Genomic DNA, 17,206 nt, shown 5'->3' on the forward strand with positions numbered 1-17,206 from the left:
TCGTTCGCGACCGTTGCGCCTCGCATGGCTCGGCACAACTAATCTTTGACGGCGCACCTTATCGCATTGGGGGCAGAGTAAATATCAGGGATACCTCAGACTCTGCCCCCCAGTTATTCCGTATTTTCCGAGCCCTGCATAATCCCCTTTACTACACGCATGGCGGAATTCGCAGCGCCATTGGAATGCGTGTCTTCGGTAAAGTCGCCAGCAAAATAGACTCTGCCTTGAGGCTGCCGAAAGGCTTCGGATAGTTGATCGAAACGCGAGCGGCCGACCGGCCAGGAAGCGATGGCGCGCGGATGATAGCGGTAAAAAGTCATCTGTTTGACCAGAGGTCCGAAGCCCGGCCACAATCTTTCAAACGCTTCCAGCAGACTTTCCCTAATGTCGTCCGAACTGGCGATTCTGGCATTGAAGCGCTCGGCTTCGGCGCCGGACACCAACAAATTCAAGATCGCGTCGTGACCGACTTCGGAGTGGCCTTCGTAAATCACGCCCAACGGGCCATCGGTCAAAATCGGCAAAATGCTCTCATCATCTTGTTTCCAAAACTTGTCGGCTTTGCCATCCACCAAGACATGGGCGGTAAAGTAAGCGCCAGCCGATTGGCTTTGTATCGCTTGACGCCTATCCGGCGTTAAGGGCGGGGTGAATTGAATGTCGTTCAGCCTGAACAAGGGAATCGCGGCGATGACATAACGGGCACGGAATACCTGTTGCTGAAAACTGGCCTGATCGGTCACCGTGACTTCGACACTGCTGTGATCGGACTTGATGTGTGTAACCAGTTGATTGAGCCTAATGTTATCCCTGCCGACGAAATCGGCGATGGCTTCCGTGGCGCGTTGATTGCCGCCCACCACATGGCGGGGAGCGAGTCCTTCGCCAGAGAACAGATGCCATTCGGCTATACCGTCCAGCGCGCTGATTTTATGCCAGGAAGCCGCGTATTCCGGTTCGGTTTCGATTCGCACAAATTCCTGGGTTTTCGGCGACAAAGCGCTGGTGTTTTTGATCCAATCCGCAAAGGATATGTCTTTCAAGGCCATTATTTCCGCTGGCAGCGGTTGCTGGCCGAGTTGACGGTACAGCGCAGCCATTTTGCTGTCCCAAGCTTTGTAAGCCCGCATTTCATCGGAATCTATGAACGACTCTAAAAACTCCAGATTGCTGTCATGGCTAAATGGGTGAAGTTTGCCTTGATAGTAAAAACTGGAAAAACTGGTGTATGAGGTTTCCAACGGGATGTTGAGTTCCCGCAAAATCTCGATCGCGGGATTGTTTTCCCAAAATTCCTCCAGGCCCACTTCGGCATGCGCATTATTCGCATAAGCGGCGGTACGTATCCTCCCGCCAATGTGCGGACTCATTTCCAGAATGACACTGGATTTTCCGGCTTTTTTCAGATGATAGGCGGCACTCAAGCCGGAAAGTCCGGCACCGACAATCAATACATCGGTAACCTCCTGTTGCGCCCACACCCAGGCGGAGCGAAGACTAAAACAACACATCAACAAACTTAATATCAGCCGGCGGGATAATTTCCGGTTCATTGGGTTCACCTCGACAAAACGGAAGAGAAATAGACAACTAGGGATACAGACCACATTTTTTCTTCGGGTCGCCTTTTGTTTGGATACTTCTTTTTGGCAACGCATCAGGAAGTATCTCGCCCGTTGGTGCGAAAACCGACTTTAAATAAACAATCCCGATAGCGACACGACAAATGGATGCAACAACCAATTTCCGGGCCATCGTCCGTTTGTTAAATCCCGGACACAAAAAAGGAGGTGCCGCTCGCACGACACCTCCCTTTCAGATCGATGAGGCCGAGAGATTAATCTTTAGCCACATTGATGACTTTCAGCGAGTTGGTTCCGCCGCTACGGCCGGTCAAGTCGCCCTTGGTCAGGATCAGCGAATCACCGTTTTTCACGACCCCGCGCAACAACAATTTATCGATGACGAATTGGCTGGCTTGAGCCGTATTCATCTGCTCGTGAGTGAAATGAATCGGGAAAACACCTTTATACAAGGTTACCCGACCCAACGTCCGCTCATGGCTGCTGAACGCAAAAATGGGGATATTCGAGTTAATCCGCGACATCCATAACGGTGTCGAGCCAGACTCGGTCAACGAGACGATGCCGTTGAGGTGAGTGTGGTTTGCCATATACATGGCCGACATCGCGATGGCTTCGTCGACTCGCTCGAAATTGTCGGTCATCCGGTGCATGGATTTGATCACGCTCGGTTGCTTTTCGGTTTCAAGGCAGATCCGCACCATGGCTTGCACGGTTTTGACCGGATGCTTGCCGGATGCGGTTTCGGCGGACAGCATGATCGCATCGGTACCATCGACAATCGCGTTGGCCACGTCGAATACTTCGGCCCGAGTCGGAATCGGATTTTCTATCATCGATTCCATCATCTGGGTCGCGGTAATCACGGCACGGTTCAACTCGCGCGAACGGTTGATCAACAACTTTTGCGCGGCCGGTAAATTGGCATCGCCGATTTCCACGCCCAAGTCGCCGCGCGCCACCATGATTGCATCGGAGGCCAGGATGATCTCGTCGATCACTTCCATCGCTTCCGCGCGTTCAACCTTGGCGACCAAGCCGGCATAACAACCTTGCGCTTCCAACAAGCTCCGTGCTTCGTTCATGTCGGCCGCGGTACGCGGAAAGGAAATCGCCACGTAATCGGCCTGAATCACCGCGATGGTTTTGATGTCTTCCTTGTCTTTGTCGGTCAATGCCGCCGCCGACAAACCACCGCCCAACAAGTTAATGCCCTTGTTATTGGATAAATCGCCGCCGACAACCACCTTGGTATTCACACGCGTGTTGTTCTCGACATTGACTACGTCCAGAACTACCCGGCCATCGTCAAGCAATAAACGAGTCCCGGGTTTTACTTCACACGCTAGCGGTTTATAGCTGATACCGACTTGAGTGTTATCACCATCCAATTTACCCAGATTGATATCCAGGGAAAAATCCTGGCCTTCTTCCAGCCAGACTTTGTTTTCCTTGAAGCGTTCGATCCGGATTTTCGGGCCTTGCAAATCAGCCAGGATACCGACTCGGCGGCCGGTTTGCTTGCTAAGAGCGCGCACGCGGTTGGCGCGATCGATGTGATCCTGCGCCGAACCGTGTGAAAAATTCAACCTGACAACGTCAATACCGGCATGGAACAACTCCTCCAGTACGCCGGGTTTATCCGTGGCAGGTCCCAGCGTAGCCAGGATTTTTGTTCTTCGTAACAGCATGTAAATCCTTTATTTAGCGTTAAACAACGCAACAGTAGTGTCAAGCATACGGTTTGAGAAACCCCATTCGTTGTCGTACCAGGACAGAACTTTCACGAAGTTGCCGCCGGTGACTTTGGTCAAGGATGCTTCGTAGATTGACGAATGCGGGTTGTGGTTGAAATCGGAAGAAACCAATGGCTCGTCGTTGATGGCCAGAATACCTTTCAGGGAACCGGCGGCCGCTTCGCGCAAGATGCCGTCGATTTCTTCCTTGGTGGTGTTACGCGAGGCTTGGAAGCACAAATCCACCACGGAGACGTTGATGGTTGGCACGCGCATCGCGAAACCGTCCAGTTTGCCTTTCATTTCCGGCAACACTAAACCCACAGCCGCGGCCGCACCGGTTTTGGTCGGAATCATCGATTGAGTCGCGGAACGCGCGCGGTGCAAGTCGCTGTGATAGACGTCGGTCAACACTTGGTCGTTGGTGTACGAGTGGATGGTGGTCATCAAACCGTGGTCGACGCCGATGGTGTCCATCAACGGTTTAACCAGTGGCGCCAGGCAGTTGGTGGTGCAAGACGCGTTGGAAATAACGGTATCGGAGGCTTTCAAGCTGGTATGGTTGACGCCGTAAACCACGGTCGCATCGACATCGGCACCGCCGGGAGCGGAGATGATGACTTTTTTAGCGCCGGCGCTAATGTGCGCGGAAGCCTTGGCTTTGCTGGTGAAAAAACCGGTGCATTCGTGAACCACATCGATACCCAGCTCGGCCCAAGGCAGTTTTGCCGGATCTCTTTCGGCGAAAACGCGAATTTTGTCGCCGTTAATTACGATGTAATCACCGTCAACCGACACATCAAACGGGAATTTGCCGTGTACAGTGTCGTATTTGGTCAAATGTGCGTTGGTTTTGGAATCGCCCAGATCGTTGATAGCAACGACTTGAATTTCATTGGTTCTGCCTGATTCGTACAAAGCGCGCATGACATTGCGACCGATACGACCATAACCGTTAATTGCAACTTTAATTGCCATAGAGTGTTCTCCGGGATGAGTGTGAAAGACTTGGGTGAATAAATTGACACCGGCAGCGCCAAAAATAGTCCTGATTGTAGCAAAGTGAGCCGGAAAGCGTCCAGATTGCTAAAATTAAAATCTCAAACTACCGATTGAGCCAGAGCTTCTTTCCCAACCCTGCCCATTCCGATTCAAAGCCGTCAGTCAAAACGTTACAACCAGGCTATTCGTTCCAGCGCCGTTGCGGCGACTGGTAATCTACTTTGCTAACGCGACAACATCCCAGCCAGGAGTTTTCAGTGCGGAACATTCCGCCTCAAGCCAGCCTTCATTTATAATTCGGCTAATTTCTCGGCTATTTATCCATCACAGAGCATGTTCGAAAACATAAAAATTGCCGTCCTCATTCCCTGCCATAACGAAGAAGTATCCATAGCGAAAGTGGTAAGCGATTTTAAGCAGGCTTTGCCCGAGGCCGGTATTTATGTGTTCGACAACAATTCCAGCGATCATACGGTTCGGGAAGCGTTGTCGGCCGGTGCACAGGTACGGCGCGAAACCCAGCAAGGCAAGGGGCATGTTGTCCGCCGCATGTTTCGCGATATCGATGCCGATTTATATCTGATGGTCGACGGCGACGATACCTATGACGCCGGTTTGGCGCCGGATATGATCAAGCTGGCGATGAGCGGACCCTATGACTTGGTTAACTGTATTCGCCGCGAATCCGGCGATGCCGCTTATCGGGACGGACACCGCTTCGGCAACCGGCTGCTGACCGGCGTGGTAAGGCGAATTTTCGGCAACCGGATACTCGACATGCTCTCCGGTTACAAGGTATTTTCGAGGCGATTCGTAAAATCCTTTCCGGCGCTATCGACCGGGTTTGATATTGAAACCGAGTTGACCGTGCATACCCTGGAACTGTCGATGCCGGCAACGCATATCGAGGGTTCATATCGAGGCCGCGCGGAAGGCTCGGAAAGCAAGTTGCGTACTTACCACGACGGCTGGCGGATTTTGATGCTGATTATCAGACTGGTTAGACATGAGCGGCCCATGGTATTTTTCGGGACATTGGCCGGCCTGCTAGCTATAACGGCTTTGCTTTTGATCTGGCCGGTGATTGTGACTTATCTGGACACGGGCCTGGTGCCCAGATTCCCGACCGCCTTCCTCTCCATGGGCATCATGCTATTAGCGTCATTGAGCGTGTTTACCGGCACCATACTGGATACCGTGACGCGCGGCCGCAAGGAATTGCGTATGCTGACTTATTTGCAATATCCGCCACCGCTCTATGTGCCAAGCGAATGCGCCGAGTCATCCGCCATCAGGCCGGCCGACAAGGATTCTCTTCATACCAGAAATAACGATCTACTCGGACAGATGTGGCGTTTTGGACTGGTCGGGATCGTCGGCTATATCGTCAATGCCGGTTTAGTCGAGTCGCTAGTGCTGAACATGGGGCCGATCCGAGCGCAAATGTTGGCTTTCCCGGCGGCTGTCAGCGTAACCTGGTGGCTCAACCGGACCTTTACATTCGGCGCAAGCCAGCACGGCATCCATCAAGAATGGCTGCGTTACGTGCTGGCCAACATGTTGGGCTGGGCAGCCAATAACGGCGCTTACCTGTGGATGATTTTCAGCATCCCGATGGCTTACCGGCACCCGGCTTTGGCGGTTGCCGTCGGCTCCTTGGCCGGAATGGTTTTGAATTTTTCGGCTTCGCGCTTAATCGTGTTTAAAAAAATTCGTCAAATCCGATGACATTTGTTCCCAAAACAGCCACGCCACCAATCGAATCGGTTTTTATCGTTGGATTCTTGATCCATGTCGGCATCCTGTATCCAGGCTTCATGTGTTATGACGCGGTTAATCAAATCCTCGAAGCACGGGAAGGGGTGTTTTCCGATTGGCATCCGCCTTTGATGGCTATCTTCTGGCGCTTTACCGATAGTATCGTCCCCGGGCCGGCGGGCATGCTGTTGCCGCAACTCGGATTAGTGTGGTTCGGCACATATCTGGTCTTTCATGCCTTTTTTAAGCCTTACGGCGCTAAAGTGGCGGCGCCAATGCTTTGCGTTCTGTTATTTTTACCGCCGGTGTTCGGCATCAGCGGCGCCATCCTGAAAGACGTACTGATGTGGGGGGCTTTGTTGACCGCTTTCGGCCTTGCGGGGCATATAAAAAGTCACATCAACCAAAGTGCGCGCTTTACTTTGCTGTTATTCTCGCTAACGCTGCTAATGTCATGGCTTGCCATCCTGCTGAGACATAATGCATTTTTTGCCACAATGCCGATACTAGGCCTTGCCATCCATCGTTTATACCCAAAAACCGGCCTGTTGGGAATGATAAGGACCGCCGTTTCCGGCGCGGCGATTGCCATTGCCATGTTTGCCGCCACCGGAGTGATTAATGACCGGTTGGCCGATCGGCATACCCATCCCTGGGTTGCCAACGCCGCGTTCGACATCGCCGGCATTATCAAGCGGCTTGATGACAAAAATCAGCAACAGGTATTATTCGCTCAACTGGCGAGCGCCCTCAACTCGAGGGGTTCCGTCGAGCCCTTGCTCAAAGCCTATACCCCGATGTACTGGCGGGAAATTTTCAGAACCAAGCCGCCAACCCTGGAGCTGCCGACACATTCGATGGAGTCGCAAATACATGGGTTTGAAAGCTTATCCGACCAGCAACGGCAAGCGTTGCATACACTCTGGTTCCAATCCATCCTTGCGGAACCTGTTTTATGGCTGCGTCACCGTCTGGCGGTTTCAAAATATGTCTTGGGCTTGGTAGCGGAAGTCAACTGGAGCCCGGTCATGATGGCAAAAGAATTTCCCATCGATTTAGAGCCATTTTACGGCAAGCATCCGCAAGCAACTAAATTGCAAGAACAAATCGAGACAGGCATTTCCAGGCTGATCGATTACTGGTTTTTTCAGCCCTGGCCTTATTTTTTTAGCGCAATTTGCATTTTTTTTGCGGTAGTTTTTCGTCCGGTGGCCGCCAAGATCGAAATCATTTGCCTAATTTCAAGCGCAATCCTGCATGAATCCAGCTTGATACTGGCGGCGCCCTCACCCGATTATCGCTATTCGCACTATATGGTTTTTTGCACGTTGCTCAGCGTATTGATGTTGGCACGCCCTTGGATGAAAAGCCATCACTCTTAAACGCAAATCAAGGGCTAATGCGTAAAAAATTCCAAAAAAACATTGCGGCGGCCAATTTACCGAACACTTGAAGCATCTGATTCCGGGTTTGCGGAACCTTGTCGGCATCCGGGCGTTAGTAGGCTTTGCCACCTTTCACCATTGAGGATTAGAGTGGTGTTTTTCTCAACAAATAGTGTGCTGGGAGTTTCGGACTGGCTCTATTTAGCTCTTAATCGCATTTAACCAACCCAAGCCAAAATACCGGTGTCAGGCCTATTCGGGGTAATTTAGCTGTCGCTCAATAAGTGACTAAGATACAATTTGCAATTTCGAGCCAGTAGAATTTAGATGAATAAGGATCAAGTTTTTAAAGAAGAAATCCAAAAAATTTCGGATTTTAAATTCGGCACTGCCGTTGCCAGTGTATTTGATGATATGGTCAACCGGTCGGTGCCATTTTATGGCGAAATTCAGCGCATGATGGCGGAACAAGCGGCTGATTATGCCAAGACAGGCACTGATGTCTATGATTTTGGCTGCGCTACCGGCACGACTTTAATCGGCATGAACACCTCGATAGCGGAAGATATTCGCTTCGTCGGTATCGATGACTCGTCTGAAATGCTGGCCAAATGTCAAACCAAACTGGAAGAAGCCGGTTTGAACCGCCCGTTCGAACTACGCGTTGCCGACTTAAATCAAACCGTCGAAATTTCTAACGCTTCGGTGGCAATTTTGTGCCTGACACTGCAGTTTGTCCGCCCCATTAATCGAGAAAAGTTATTGAAATCTATTTTTAATGGCTTACACAGCGGCGGCGCATTAATTCTGGTGGAAAAAATACTGGCGGAAGACAACGTCTTTAATAGAGACTTTATTAAATATTATTATAATAACAAGCGGCGCAATCATTACAGCGAGATGGAAATATCGCAAAAGCGCGAAGCCCTGGAAAATATTCTTATCCCCTACAAGCTCAGTGAAAATATCACATTATTACTGGACGCCGGCTTTTCCCATTGTGAAGTGTTTTTCAAATGGTATAACTTTGCCGGACTGATTGCGGTGAAAAAATAATGATGGTTCAAATAGGCAATTTCTTTTTTAAATATCGAAACTGGGTATTTATTCCCCTGTATTTGGCACTATTTATCCCATCGTCCGAATTAGTGGGTATTGAACAGCATAAATGGGCAATCTGGACAGGTTTATTTATCACTATTTTAGGCCAAGGAATTCGATGCGCCACCATCGGTTTGGCATACATTGTTCGTGGCGGTAAGGATAAAAAAGTCCATGCCTCGCATTTGGTAACCGAAGGCGTTTTCAATCACTGTCGAAATCCCTTATATGTCGGAAATATACTCAAATTAGCCGGCATTGGCATACTGGCCAATTCGTTACTCTATGTCGCGATTTTTATCCCGGCATTTTTATTCATATACCAAGCCATTGTCCTGGCGGAAGAAAACTTTCTGCGGGCTAAATTCGGCCAGGAATTCGATAGTTATTGTCAACGCGCCAACCGCTGGGTTCCCAGACTTTCCGGCCTGGTTTCGACATTTAATGATATGAACTTCAGGTGGCAGCGTCCCGTGGTCAAGGAAAACTCATCCATCTATGTCTGGTTAATCGGCATTGTGTTGGTCTTATTATACAAATACCCGGAACTTACCGACCATGACCCGCAATTGCGCAACCAATTACTAATGGTTTTACTGCCGTTACTGACGGCCATTTATTTGACTATCCGTCATTTAAAAAAATCGGGAACATTGCAAGGCATGTAATGTCGGCACTTTGATTTTTTTTCAGAATCGGATAGACAGGCAGCAACCGCCGTTTTAAAACTCCGCGGGGGCAATAATTGACCTTTAGACCAACATCGCGCCTATAGCCCTTAATGCCTGTTGGGCTTCATGACTTGCCCTTAGTACCGATTTCCCGCAAAACCGGATAGAATTCTCCCATTAAGCTAAGTTTTAGGAGCAATAGGTGAGTATTTTAACGATTCTGGAATTTCCCGATAATAGGCTGCGCACCGTGGCCAAGGAAGTATCCCAAGTCGATGCCGAAATCAAAACCCTGGTCGACGACATGCTGGAAACCATGTACGCCGCCAAGGGCGTGGGCCTGGCCGCCACTCAGGTCAACGTGCATAAACGCGTGATCGTGATGGATGTCAGCGAAGACAAGGACGAACCGATTTGCCTGATCAACCCGGAAATCACCGAAAAGGACGGCGTGGAAGAGTCCGAGGAAGGCTGCTTGTCGGTGCCGGGCTTTTTCGAAAAAGTCAGCCGGGCCGAACATATCAAGATCAAAGCCCTAAATCGCGACGGCGAAAGCTTCGAGATGGAAGCGCGCGATTTGTTGGCGGTGTGTATTCAGCACGAAATGGATCATTTGCAAGGCAAACTGTTCGTGGATTATTTGTCGGCCTTCAAGCGTAACCGCATCAAGGCCAAGCTGGAAAAAATCCATAAGCAGCAAGGCCATTAAGGAGCAACATGAAAATCATTTTTGCCGGTACGCCGGATTTTGCCGTACCGACTTTGCGGGCATTAGTGAATTCCACTCACGACGTCTGCGCCGTTTACACCCAGCCGGACCGGCCGGCCGGCCGCGGCCGTAAACTGAGCGCCAGTCCGATCAAGCAACTGGCTCAAGCCCACGATATTCCGGTGTATCAACCGGAAAACTTCAAACAACCCGAGTCCCTGGCGCAACTAGCCTCGCTAAATGCCGACCTGATGGTAGTGATCGCCTACGGCCTGATTTTACCGCAAGCCGTGCTGGATAGCCCTCAGTTGGGCTGCATCAATGTCCACGGCTCACTGTTGCCGCGCTGGCGCGGCGCGGCTCCGATTCATCGAGCCTTGATGGCGGGCGACAGCAAAACCGGCATCACCATCATGAAGGTGGCGAAAAAACTCGATGCCGGCGACATGCTGCTGAAGATCGAATGCCCAATCGGCGCCAACGACACCTCCGGCAGCCTGCACGACATCCTGGCACAAATAGGCGCGGACGGCTTGATCCAAGTGGTCGAGCAGTTTCAACAAGGTTCCGTGACGGCCGAAGTACAGGACGAAAGCCTAGTGACCTATGCGCATAAACTGGAAAAACACGAAGCCGTGCTGGACTGGCAAGACTCCGCCATCGAGCTGGATCGCAAGATTCGCGGCCTGAATCCCTGGCCGGTCGCCCAAACCCTGTTCAAGGGTGAAGTGCTGCGGGTATGGAATTGCGTGTTGACCGATAAAACCAGCGACTTGCCGCCCGGCACGCTGAATTGCTCCGAGCACGCACTGGATGTCGCCACCGGCGCCGGCGTGGTTCGCTTGCTGGAAGTGCAACTACCCGGCGGCAAACGCATCGCCGGCAAGGATTTTCTGAATGCTTATCCGGCCGACGGCGCGAGGCTGGGAGTATGAATTTACGCGGCTGCGCGGCCCAAATCCTGTCGCACGTACTGAGTGACGGCCAGTCCTTGACGGCCGCGCTAGACAGCCACTTACCCAAAATTCATAACCCGCAAGACCGCGCTTTCGTGCAAGCCGTTTGCTACGGCGTCATCCGGCATTACTACGCCCTGGAATTTGTACTGCGGCAACTGCTCGGCAAACCGCTGAAACAAAAGGACGGCGATATAAAAGCCTTGTTGTTGGTCGGTCTGTATCAACTGCAATACATGCGGGTCAAACCGCACGCTGCGGTTTCGGAAACGGTGGCCGCCACCAAACACAAACCCTGGTCCAAATCCCTGGTCAACGCCATCCTCAGAAACTATCTGCGCGATGCCGAAATCTTGCAATCGGCCTGCGGTACCGACCGGCAGGCCGCCGCCAATCATCCGCTATGGATCATCGAACAAATCGAGCAATGCTGGCCCGAGCTAGCCGAGCAAATCCTGGCCGCCAACGACCAAGCGCCGCCGATGGCGCTGCGGGTCAATTTGTCGCAAGGCACGCGCGACGATTACCTCGACCTACTCACCCAGCAGGGCATAGCCGCTCAGGCTATCGAGTATTGCCCGTCCGCGCTGGTGTTGGACCAACCCTTGAACGTCGAACAATTACCCGGCTTTAGCGAAGGCCGGGTTTCGGTGCAGGATGTCGCCGCGCAACTGGCCGCCGGCTTGCTGAACGTACAACCGGGACACAGGGTGCTGGATTTATGCGCGGCCCCCGGCGGCAAAACCGCCGCCATCCTGGAACAACAACCGCAATTACAATCCCTGCTGGCGATTGATGTTGACGACAAGCGTCTGCAACGGGTAACGGACAATCTAAAGCGCCTGAACCTATATGCCGAGACGCTGGCGGCCGATGCCTGCGCGCCCGAAACCTGGGCCGCTGGCAGAGTATTCGACCGTATCCTGCTGGATGCGCCCTGCTCCGGCTTCGGCGTGATCCGCCGCCATCCCGACATCAAACTGTTGCGCAGGGAAAGCGATATTGCCGCATTGCGGGATTTGCAAGCCAAAATCCTCGACGCGGCCTGGTCACTGCTGGCGCCCGGCGGCATACTGCTATATGCCACCTGCTCGGTGTTAAAACAGGAAAACGAAGCCCAAATCGGCGCGTTTTTAAATCGGCATGCCGACGCTGAGGAATTACCGATAGAGGCCGATTGGGGTTTGGCCGCCAGTCATGGCCGGCAAATTCCGACCGGCAATTGTCAAATGGACGGTTTTTATTATGCCAAGCTGGGCAAGAGCGTTTAGCGGCGGTTTGTTGTTTTGCCTGATGCTCTGGCCGTTGTTGAGTGTTGCCGATCCGTTTGCCGCCAAAATCGACCACGCCGAGTTAGTCGATTCCGCCGCCGGCCCGCGCCTACAGGCCCAAATCGATTACCAGCTTAGCCCCACCGCCAAGGAAGCCTTGCATAAGGGCGTGCCGTTGACCTGGTTCATTCTGGTCAAAATATTGGAACCGGGCTGGCTGTGGGACAGCAGCGTCTACAGCCAAAAGCTGCCCTATCGGCTCCAGTTTCACGCCCTATTGAATCAATACGAAGTGCTGACCCCGGCCAAGCGTAGCGAAATGTTTTTAACCCTCAATGCGGCGTTGAGTTTTATGGCGGGCCTGCATGATACCCAACCGATTGCCGCCGAATTATTGCAATCCGGCCAGCCTTACCGACTGGCGATCAAATGCCAATTCGACCGGGAGTCGCTGCCGGTTCCGTTACGCCCTTTCGCTTATCTGGACTCTCAATGGTTGCTTTCCAGTGACTGGACATTATGGCCTATTCAAAAATAAAACTGCCGGCTAGCGCCTCCATCGCCATCCTGTTCGGCTTTATCCTGTTGTCGCTGCAATTGATGAGTAGTTCCACCCAGGAATCCTCCGAATTGAGCGAAATGCATTCCTGGCTGCTGGTCATCAACACCCTCGGTTCCATCATGCTGTTGGGACTGGTGGTGGTGAACGCGTATTCGCTGGTGCGGGAGCTGAAAAAGAAGGAAGCCGGCTCCAGGCTGACCACCCGGATGGTGTCGCTGTTCGTGCTGCTGGCCTTGGCGCCGGCCGCGATCGTATTTTATTTTTCCGTGCAGTTTTTGCATCAAGGCATCGACAGCTGGTTTAACGTCGAAATCGACCGGGCGATGGACGATGCGCTGGAACTGAGCCAGTCCTCGCTGGCGCAGCGCATGAACTGGCATATTAAGCAAACCCGGCAAATCGCCGAAAAATTGGAAGATAAATCCGACACCCTGATTGCGTTGGAAATCGGCTCGCTATGGGCCGATTCCGGAGCAATGGAAATCGCGGCCTTTTCCAACCAAGGCCGAATTTTGGCTTCCAGTAGCGCCAGTCCCAGCGAGATTCTACCGCATCTGCCCGACGAACAAATCTGGTTGCAACTGAAACAAAACAAGGAATACTTTGCCTTCGACCCCGGCGATAACGACGAAATGATGGTACGCGTGATTCTGCCGATCGACCGCGATCAGAGCCGGTTTTTACAGGTGCTGTACCCAATCCCGGTACGGGTGACCGACCTAGCCGACTCGATCGAATTCGCCTTTATCCGTTATCAGGAAATGACCTTCCTGCGCAACTCGCTAAAAACCAGCTTTTCGTTGATATTGCTGCTGGTGCTGTTGTTGAGTTTGCTGGCGGCGATCTGGGTGGCGTTTATCAGCATCCGCAACATCGTCGCCCCGGTCAAGGAGCTGGTGAAAGGCACTCAAGCCGTGGCCGACGGCGATTACAAACGGCAACTGCCGGTGATGAGTCAGGACGATTTGGGCTTTTTGGTGGAATCGTTCAACCAGATGACCAAGCGCATCGCCCGCTCCAGCGACGAAACCCGCGCCGCCGGCCTGGAAGTGGAAAACCAGCGTGCCTACCTGGAAACCATACTGGCCAACCTGACCGCCGGCGTCATCAGTTTCGACGCCTCGTTTCATATCCGCACCGCCAATCAAGCCGCCTACCGGATTTTGCATATCCCGGTCAGCCATTTTTTCGATCAAACCCTGCCGGAGTTGGCGCGCAAACACAACGAACTGGCCGACGTATTGATCGCCATTCAGAGCCTGCTGGAAAAAGCCGAAGACATCTGGGAACAGCGCATCGTCTTTCTCGGGCCCAGCGGCCGCCAGGAATTGCTGTGCCGAGGAACGCCGCTGTTTTTGCAGGACGGCAGCCGGATGGGCGCCGTGGTGGTATTTGACGATGTCACCGACTTGATTCAGGCCCAAAAAAACGCGGCCTGGGGCGAAGTGGCGCGGCGACTGGCGCACGAAATCAAAAACCCGCTGACGCCGATCCAACTATCCGCCGAACGCCTGCAACACAAACTATCCAAGGAACTCGACGACGGCCCGGCCGAATTTCTGCAACGCGGCACCCGCACCATCGTTCAACAAGTGGAAGCCATGAAACGGATGGTCGATGATTTTTCCGAATACGCCCGCCCCTCCAAGAAACAGGTGGACAGAATCAATCTGATCGATTTGATTCAGGAAGTGCTGGCCTTGTATCAACCTTCCGGCATTCTGTTCAGCTGTTGTTTCGCCTCGCGCCGGGTTCTCGTCGAAGCCGACCCGGTCAGCATACGCCAGGTTTTGCATAACCTGATCAAGAACGCCCAGGAAGCCACCACCTCACCCTGCCGTATCGAAATCAAAATCAATAAAGTCGTGCGCAATAACGCCGAATATGCCGAAATGGGCATCTACGACAACGGCAGCGGTTTACATACCGATCAAATCGAAACCATTTTCGAACCCTATGTCACCAGCAAAGCCAAGGGCACCGGCCTGGGGCTGGCGATCGTCAAAAAGATCGTCGAAGAACATGGCGGGGTGATTTGGGTGGATACGTCTTATAATGCCGGAGCTGGCTTTATCATCCAGCTACCGGTCTTTGAATTTGGAAACATTGAATGAACAAACAAGCGCCTTACATATTGGTGGTCGACGACGAACAGGACATTCGTCAACTGGTATCTGAAATTCTGGAAGACGAAGGTTATGACGTCGCGATGGCCGAAAATGCCGCCGAAGCAAAAAAACTGAAAAACCAACGTCCGCCACACCTGATCTTGCTCGACATCTGGATGCCCGATTGCGACGGCATCACCTTGCTGCGGGAATGGGTCGCCGAAGACGAAGCCCTTTGCCCCGTGATCATGATGTCCGGCCACGGCTCGGTGGAATCGGCCGTCGAAGCCACCCGTCTGGGCGCTTATGATTTTCTGGAAAAACCGCTGTCGCTGGCCAAGCTGTTGCTGATCGTCGAGCGCGCATTGGAAACCAGCTCATTGCAACGCGAAAACGCCGGCCTCAAGCAACAATTGATGATAGGCGTCGATCCGGTCGGCAAAAGCGCGGTGGTGGAACGCACCAAGGACAAGGTCAAACGCTTGGCGCAACACGACGCCCGCGTGCTGTTCGTCGGCGAAGCCGGGGTCGGCAAGGAAATGTTTGCCCGCTATCTGCATAACAACAGCCCTCGCCGGGACGGATCGTTCGTCGACGTCTCGGTCGGCAGCATTTCGCCGGAAAACGCGGCGGTGGAATTTTTCGGCCGCGAAGATAACGGCCGGGTTTACCGAGGCCTGCTGGAGCAGGCCCACCGAGGCACTTTATTCCTGGGCGAAATCGGCGGCATGGACCCCGAAACTCAGGCCCGCCTGCTCAGCGCGCTGGAATCCAGCTCCTTCCTGCGCGTGGGCGGCAGTCAGGCGGTACGCGTCGATGTACGCATCGTCGCATCGACCCGGATGGCGTTGGACGAGGAAGTCAATGGCGGCCGCTTCCGCCAAGATCTGTACTATTTATTGAATGAAGTCACGCTGGAAATTCAGCCCTTGCGAGAGCACAGCGAAGACGTGCCCGGTTTGCTGAATTTCTATGTCGATCATTTCGTCGTGCATGAAAAACTACCGTTCCGGCGCTTCTCGATGGCGGCGCAAAATTATCTGCGCAACTACAGTTGGCCCGGCAACGTGCGCGAACTGCGTAATTTGGTCCAGCGCCTGATGATACTCGGCGCCGGCGACGACATCGAACTGGACGAAGTCAAAACCGCGTTGGGTTCCATCGCCGAGCAACCCAAACTGGGCACGAACGTGCCTGAATTTTTTAACCTACCGTTGAAGGAAGCACGCGATCATTTCGAAAAATCCTATCTGGAATACCATTTCGAAAAAAACGGCGGCAGCGTGGCCAAGTTGGCCTCGGCCATCGGCATGGAACGCACCCATTTGTACCGCAAACTGCATTCGCTGAAAATCAAGCTTTGAGGATAAAAAACGGTGGTAATAACATTACCCCATCCCAAAAGTTGTCATTGCCTGAGCGCCAAAAAATCTGTCGTTGACTGAGCGGAGTTATCGTTCGCTGAGCGGAGCCGAAGCGAATAGTTGACTTCGGCTGCCTCGGCTTCGCTCAGCACAAGACCGCTCAATCAATTACTTCGCTCGGCGAGCGATAGTTTTGGTATCGGCAATGGTTTGGCGGCATCCTGCTGAAGTTGCAGCTCACGTTCCTCCAATTAGCGTAGCGTAATCGGAGGAACGTGTTCAACATGCGTCCGATTACGTTATCGCTAATCGGACCTACGACCCAGGATGTATTGGGAGTACTTACCAACACAAATATCCACCTGCTTTTCTAGAAAAATTAAGTAGTCATTACATAGATTAGAAATTGATTTTCTTGAGAAATTACTATTTTCGTCATCATCTTTTCTACGTAACATTATTGAAAAGCCATTTTCGTCGTGAGACTTGTTGTGAAATTCCTCATCATTTTCATCATATAAAGTAAGATGAACTACATCCCCTTCATTACATTCACTGAGAAAGTTTTCTACTGTTGGGTAATCATTTTCTTTCTCAACAACAAAAAGACCTTTTATCAAAAAAAAATCGGTTTTAATCCCTGTTTTCTTGGCGCTCAATATTCGAAAATCATTTATTTCTTTTAGTAAATTTTTTTCTTTATCTGAAATTTTGCAAGACTTAAACCAGTCTTCCCAGCCAACCACTTTATTGAACTCGTGTCTCATTATCCATGTCACGCTTCGAGCTGCATTTAGGTATGCACTTAAAATGTAGTCAAAGTACACAAAATCAGGTGTCAGCTGTTTAAGGAAATATTTAGCTTCTCCTAGTTTTCGTTCTGTGTTGGTCATTCATTTGGACCTATAACAAGTAATTAAAAAGTTCTGTATATCATCCCATGCCAGGCGATATACAGAATTTTTTATCACGCCGACCGCCCGTTCGCGGCATATTC

The 17,206-nt window shown here is 52.0% G+C and carries 14 protein-coding genes and 1 pseudogene; 10 read left to right on the forward strand and 5 right to left on the reverse strand.

Features of this window, described 5'->3' with window-relative positions; translation table 11 throughout:
- Positions 1 to 113 precede the first annotated feature (113 nt).
- From IVG45_RS13955 to gap, 3 genes are all read right to left on the reverse strand, one after another.
- The gene (locus IVG45_RS13955; protein WP_196434415.1) at positions 114 to 1,556 is read right to left on the reverse strand and encodes a flavin monoamine oxidase family protein; all 1,443 of its coding nucleotides are present in this window, start codon (positions 1,554 to 1,556) and stop codon (positions 114 to 116) included.
- Positions 1,557 to 1,840: 284 nt separating this feature from the next.
- Positions 1,841 to 3,277, reverse strand: a complete 1,437-nt coding sequence (pyk, locus tag IVG45_RS13960; RefSeq protein ID WP_196434416.1) for a pyruvate kinase — start codon at positions 3,275 to 3,277, stop codon at positions 1,841 to 1,843.
- A 9-nt stretch (positions 3,278 to 3,286) separates the two neighbouring features.
- Positions 3,287 to 4,300 (reverse strand): type I glyceraldehyde-3-phosphate dehydrogenase, encoded by a 1,014-nt coding sequence (gene gap, locus IVG45_RS13965; RefSeq protein WP_196434417.1) that lies wholly within the window; start codon positions 4,298 to 4,300, stop codon positions 3,287 to 3,289.
- A gap of 357 nt (positions 4,301 to 4,657) precedes the next feature.
- Between gap and IVG45_RS13970 the strand changes: the two genes are divergently transcribed.
- Together IVG45_RS13970 and IVG45_RS13975 are read left to right on the forward strand one after the other, a co-directional pair.
- Positions 4,658 to 6,052: a bifunctional glycosyltransferase family 2/GtrA family protein gene (locus tag IVG45_RS13970; protein WP_196434418.1), complete on the forward strand. Its 1,395-nt coding sequence runs from the start codon at positions 4,658 to 4,660 to the stop codon at positions 6,050 to 6,052.
- Positions 6,049 to 7,464: a hypothetical protein gene (locus IVG45_RS13975; RefSeq protein WP_196434419.1), complete on the forward strand. Its 1,416-nt coding sequence runs from the start codon at positions 6,049 to 6,051 to the stop codon at positions 7,462 to 7,464. The genes IVG45_RS13970 and IVG45_RS13975 overlap by 4 nt, the downstream gene beginning before the upstream one ends.
- Positions 7,465 to 7,471: 7 nt before the next feature.
- Here the strand turns inward: IVG45_RS13975 and IVG45_RS23020 are convergent.
- A pseudogene (locus tag IVG45_RS23020) lies at positions 7,472 to 7,570 on the reverse strand (IS982 family transposase); the annotation flags it as partial.
- 224 nt (positions 7,571 to 7,794) lie between these two features.
- Between IVG45_RS23020 and cmoA the strand changes: the two are divergent.
- The 8 genes from cmoA (at position 7,795) to IVG45_RS14015 (ending at position 16,209) form a co-directional block, all read left to right on the forward strand.
- Positions 7,795 to 8,523, forward strand: a complete 729-nt coding sequence (gene cmoA / locus IVG45_RS13980; RefSeq protein WP_196434420.1) for a carboxy-S-adenosyl-L-methionine synthase CmoA — start codon at positions 7,795 to 7,797, stop codon at positions 8,521 to 8,523.
- On the forward strand, positions 8,523 to 9,236 hold the full coding sequence (locus IVG45_RS13985) for a methyltransferase family protein (protein ID WP_196434421.1): 714 nt from the start codon (positions 8,523 to 8,525) through the stop codon (positions 9,234 to 9,236). The genes cmoA and IVG45_RS13985 overlap by 1 nt, the downstream gene beginning before the upstream one ends.
- 205 nt (positions 9,237 to 9,441) lie before the next feature.
- Positions 9,442 to 9,948, forward strand: coding sequence for a peptide deformylase (def, locus tag IVG45_RS13990; RefSeq protein WP_196434422.1), 507 nt, complete (start codon positions 9,442 to 9,444; stop codon positions 9,946 to 9,948).
- A gap of 8 nt (positions 9,949 to 9,956) precedes the next feature.
- Entirely contained in the window at positions 9,957 to 10,883 is a 927-nt protein-coding gene (gene fmt / locus IVG45_RS13995; protein ID WP_196434423.1) for a methionyl-tRNA formyltransferase, read from the forward strand.
- Positions 10,880 to 12,175 (forward strand): 16S rRNA (cytosine(967)-C(5))-methyltransferase RsmB, encoded by a 1,296-nt coding sequence (gene rsmB / locus IVG45_RS14000; protein WP_196434424.1) that lies wholly within the window; start codon positions 10,880 to 10,882, stop codon positions 12,173 to 12,175. The genes fmt and rsmB overlap by 4 nt, the downstream gene beginning before the upstream one ends.
- The gene (locus IVG45_RS14005; RefSeq protein WP_196434425.1) at positions 12,150 to 12,713 is read left to right on the forward strand and encodes a DUF4390 domain-containing protein; all 564 of its coding nucleotides are present in this window, start codon (positions 12,150 to 12,152) and stop codon (positions 12,711 to 12,713) included. The genes rsmB and IVG45_RS14005 overlap by 26 nt, the downstream gene beginning before the upstream one ends.
- Positions 12,695 to 14,851, forward strand: a complete 2,157-nt coding sequence (locus tag IVG45_RS14010) for a sensor histidine kinase (RefSeq protein ID WP_196434426.1) — start codon at positions 12,695 to 12,697, stop codon at positions 14,849 to 14,851. Before IVG45_RS14005 ends, IVG45_RS14010 begins: the two co-directional genes overlap by 19 nt.
- Positions 14,848 to 16,209: a sigma-54-dependent transcriptional regulator gene (locus tag IVG45_RS14015; RefSeq protein WP_196434427.1), complete on the forward strand. Its 1,362-nt coding sequence runs from the start codon at positions 14,848 to 14,850 to the stop codon at positions 16,207 to 16,209. Before IVG45_RS14010 ends, IVG45_RS14015 begins: the two co-directional genes overlap by 4 nt.
- Positions 16,210 to 16,514: 305 nt before the next feature.
- On the opposite strand, the gene IVG45_RS14020 is transcribed toward IVG45_RS14015, so the two are convergent.
- Entirely contained in the window at positions 16,515 to 17,102 is a 588-nt protein-coding gene (locus IVG45_RS14020; protein ID WP_196434428.1) for a hypothetical protein, read from the reverse strand.
- Between the last annotated feature and the right edge of the window lie 104 nt (positions 17,103 to 17,206).

It is taken from the genome of Methylomonas sp. LL1, from assembly GCF_015711015.1.
Classification (GTDB): domain Bacteria; phylum Pseudomonadota; class Gammaproteobacteria; order Methylococcales; family Methylomonadaceae; genus Methylomonas.

Coding starts and splice junctions, on each gene's coding strand:
- IVG45_RS13970 (WP_196434418.1), top strand. CDS start 4,658: ATGTTCGAAAACATAAAAATTGCCGTCCTCATTCCCTGCCATAACGAA.
- IVG45_RS14020 (WP_196434428.1), bottom strand. CDS start 17,102: ATGACCAACACAGAACGAAAACTAGGAGAAGCTAAATATTTCCTTAAA.
- IVG45_RS13985 (WP_196434421.1), top strand. CDS start 8,523: ATGATGGTTCAAATAGGCAATTTCTTTTTTAAATATCGAAACTGGGTA.
- IVG45_RS14010 (WP_196434426.1), top strand. CDS start 12,695: ATGGCCTATTCAAAAATAAAACTGCCGGCTAGCGCCTCCATCGCCATC.
- IVG45_RS14015 (WP_196434427.1), top strand. CDS start 14,848: ATGAACAAACAAGCGCCTTACATATTGGTGGTCGACGACGAACAGGAC.
- IVG45_RS13955 (WP_196434415.1), bottom strand. CDS start 1,556: ATGAACCGGAAATTATCCCGCCGGCTGATATTAAGTTTGTTGATGTGT.
- rsmB (WP_196434424.1), top strand. CDS start 10,880: ATGAATTTACGCGGCTGCGCGGCCCAAATCCTGTCGCACGTACTGAGT.
- fmt (WP_196434423.1), top strand. CDS start 9,957: ATGAAAATCATTTTTGCCGGTACGCCGGATTTTGCCGTACCGACTTTG.
- IVG45_RS14005 (WP_196434425.1), top strand. CDS start 12,150: ATGCCAAGCTGGGCAAGAGCGTTTAGCGGCGGTTTGTTGTTTTGCCTG.
- cmoA (WP_196434420.1), top strand. CDS start 7,795: ATGAATAAGGATCAAGTTTTTAAAGAAGAAATCCAAAAAATTTCGGAT.
- gap (WP_196434417.1), bottom strand. CDS start 4,300: ATGGCAATTAAAGTTGCAATTAACGGTTATGGTCGTATCGGTCGCAAT.
- pyk (WP_196434416.1), bottom strand. CDS start 3,277: ATGCTGTTACGAAGAACAAAAATCCTGGCTACGCTGGGACCTGCCACG.
- IVG45_RS13975 (WP_196434419.1), top strand. CDS start 6,049: ATGACATTTGTTCCCAAAACAGCCACGCCACCAATCGAATCGGTTTTT.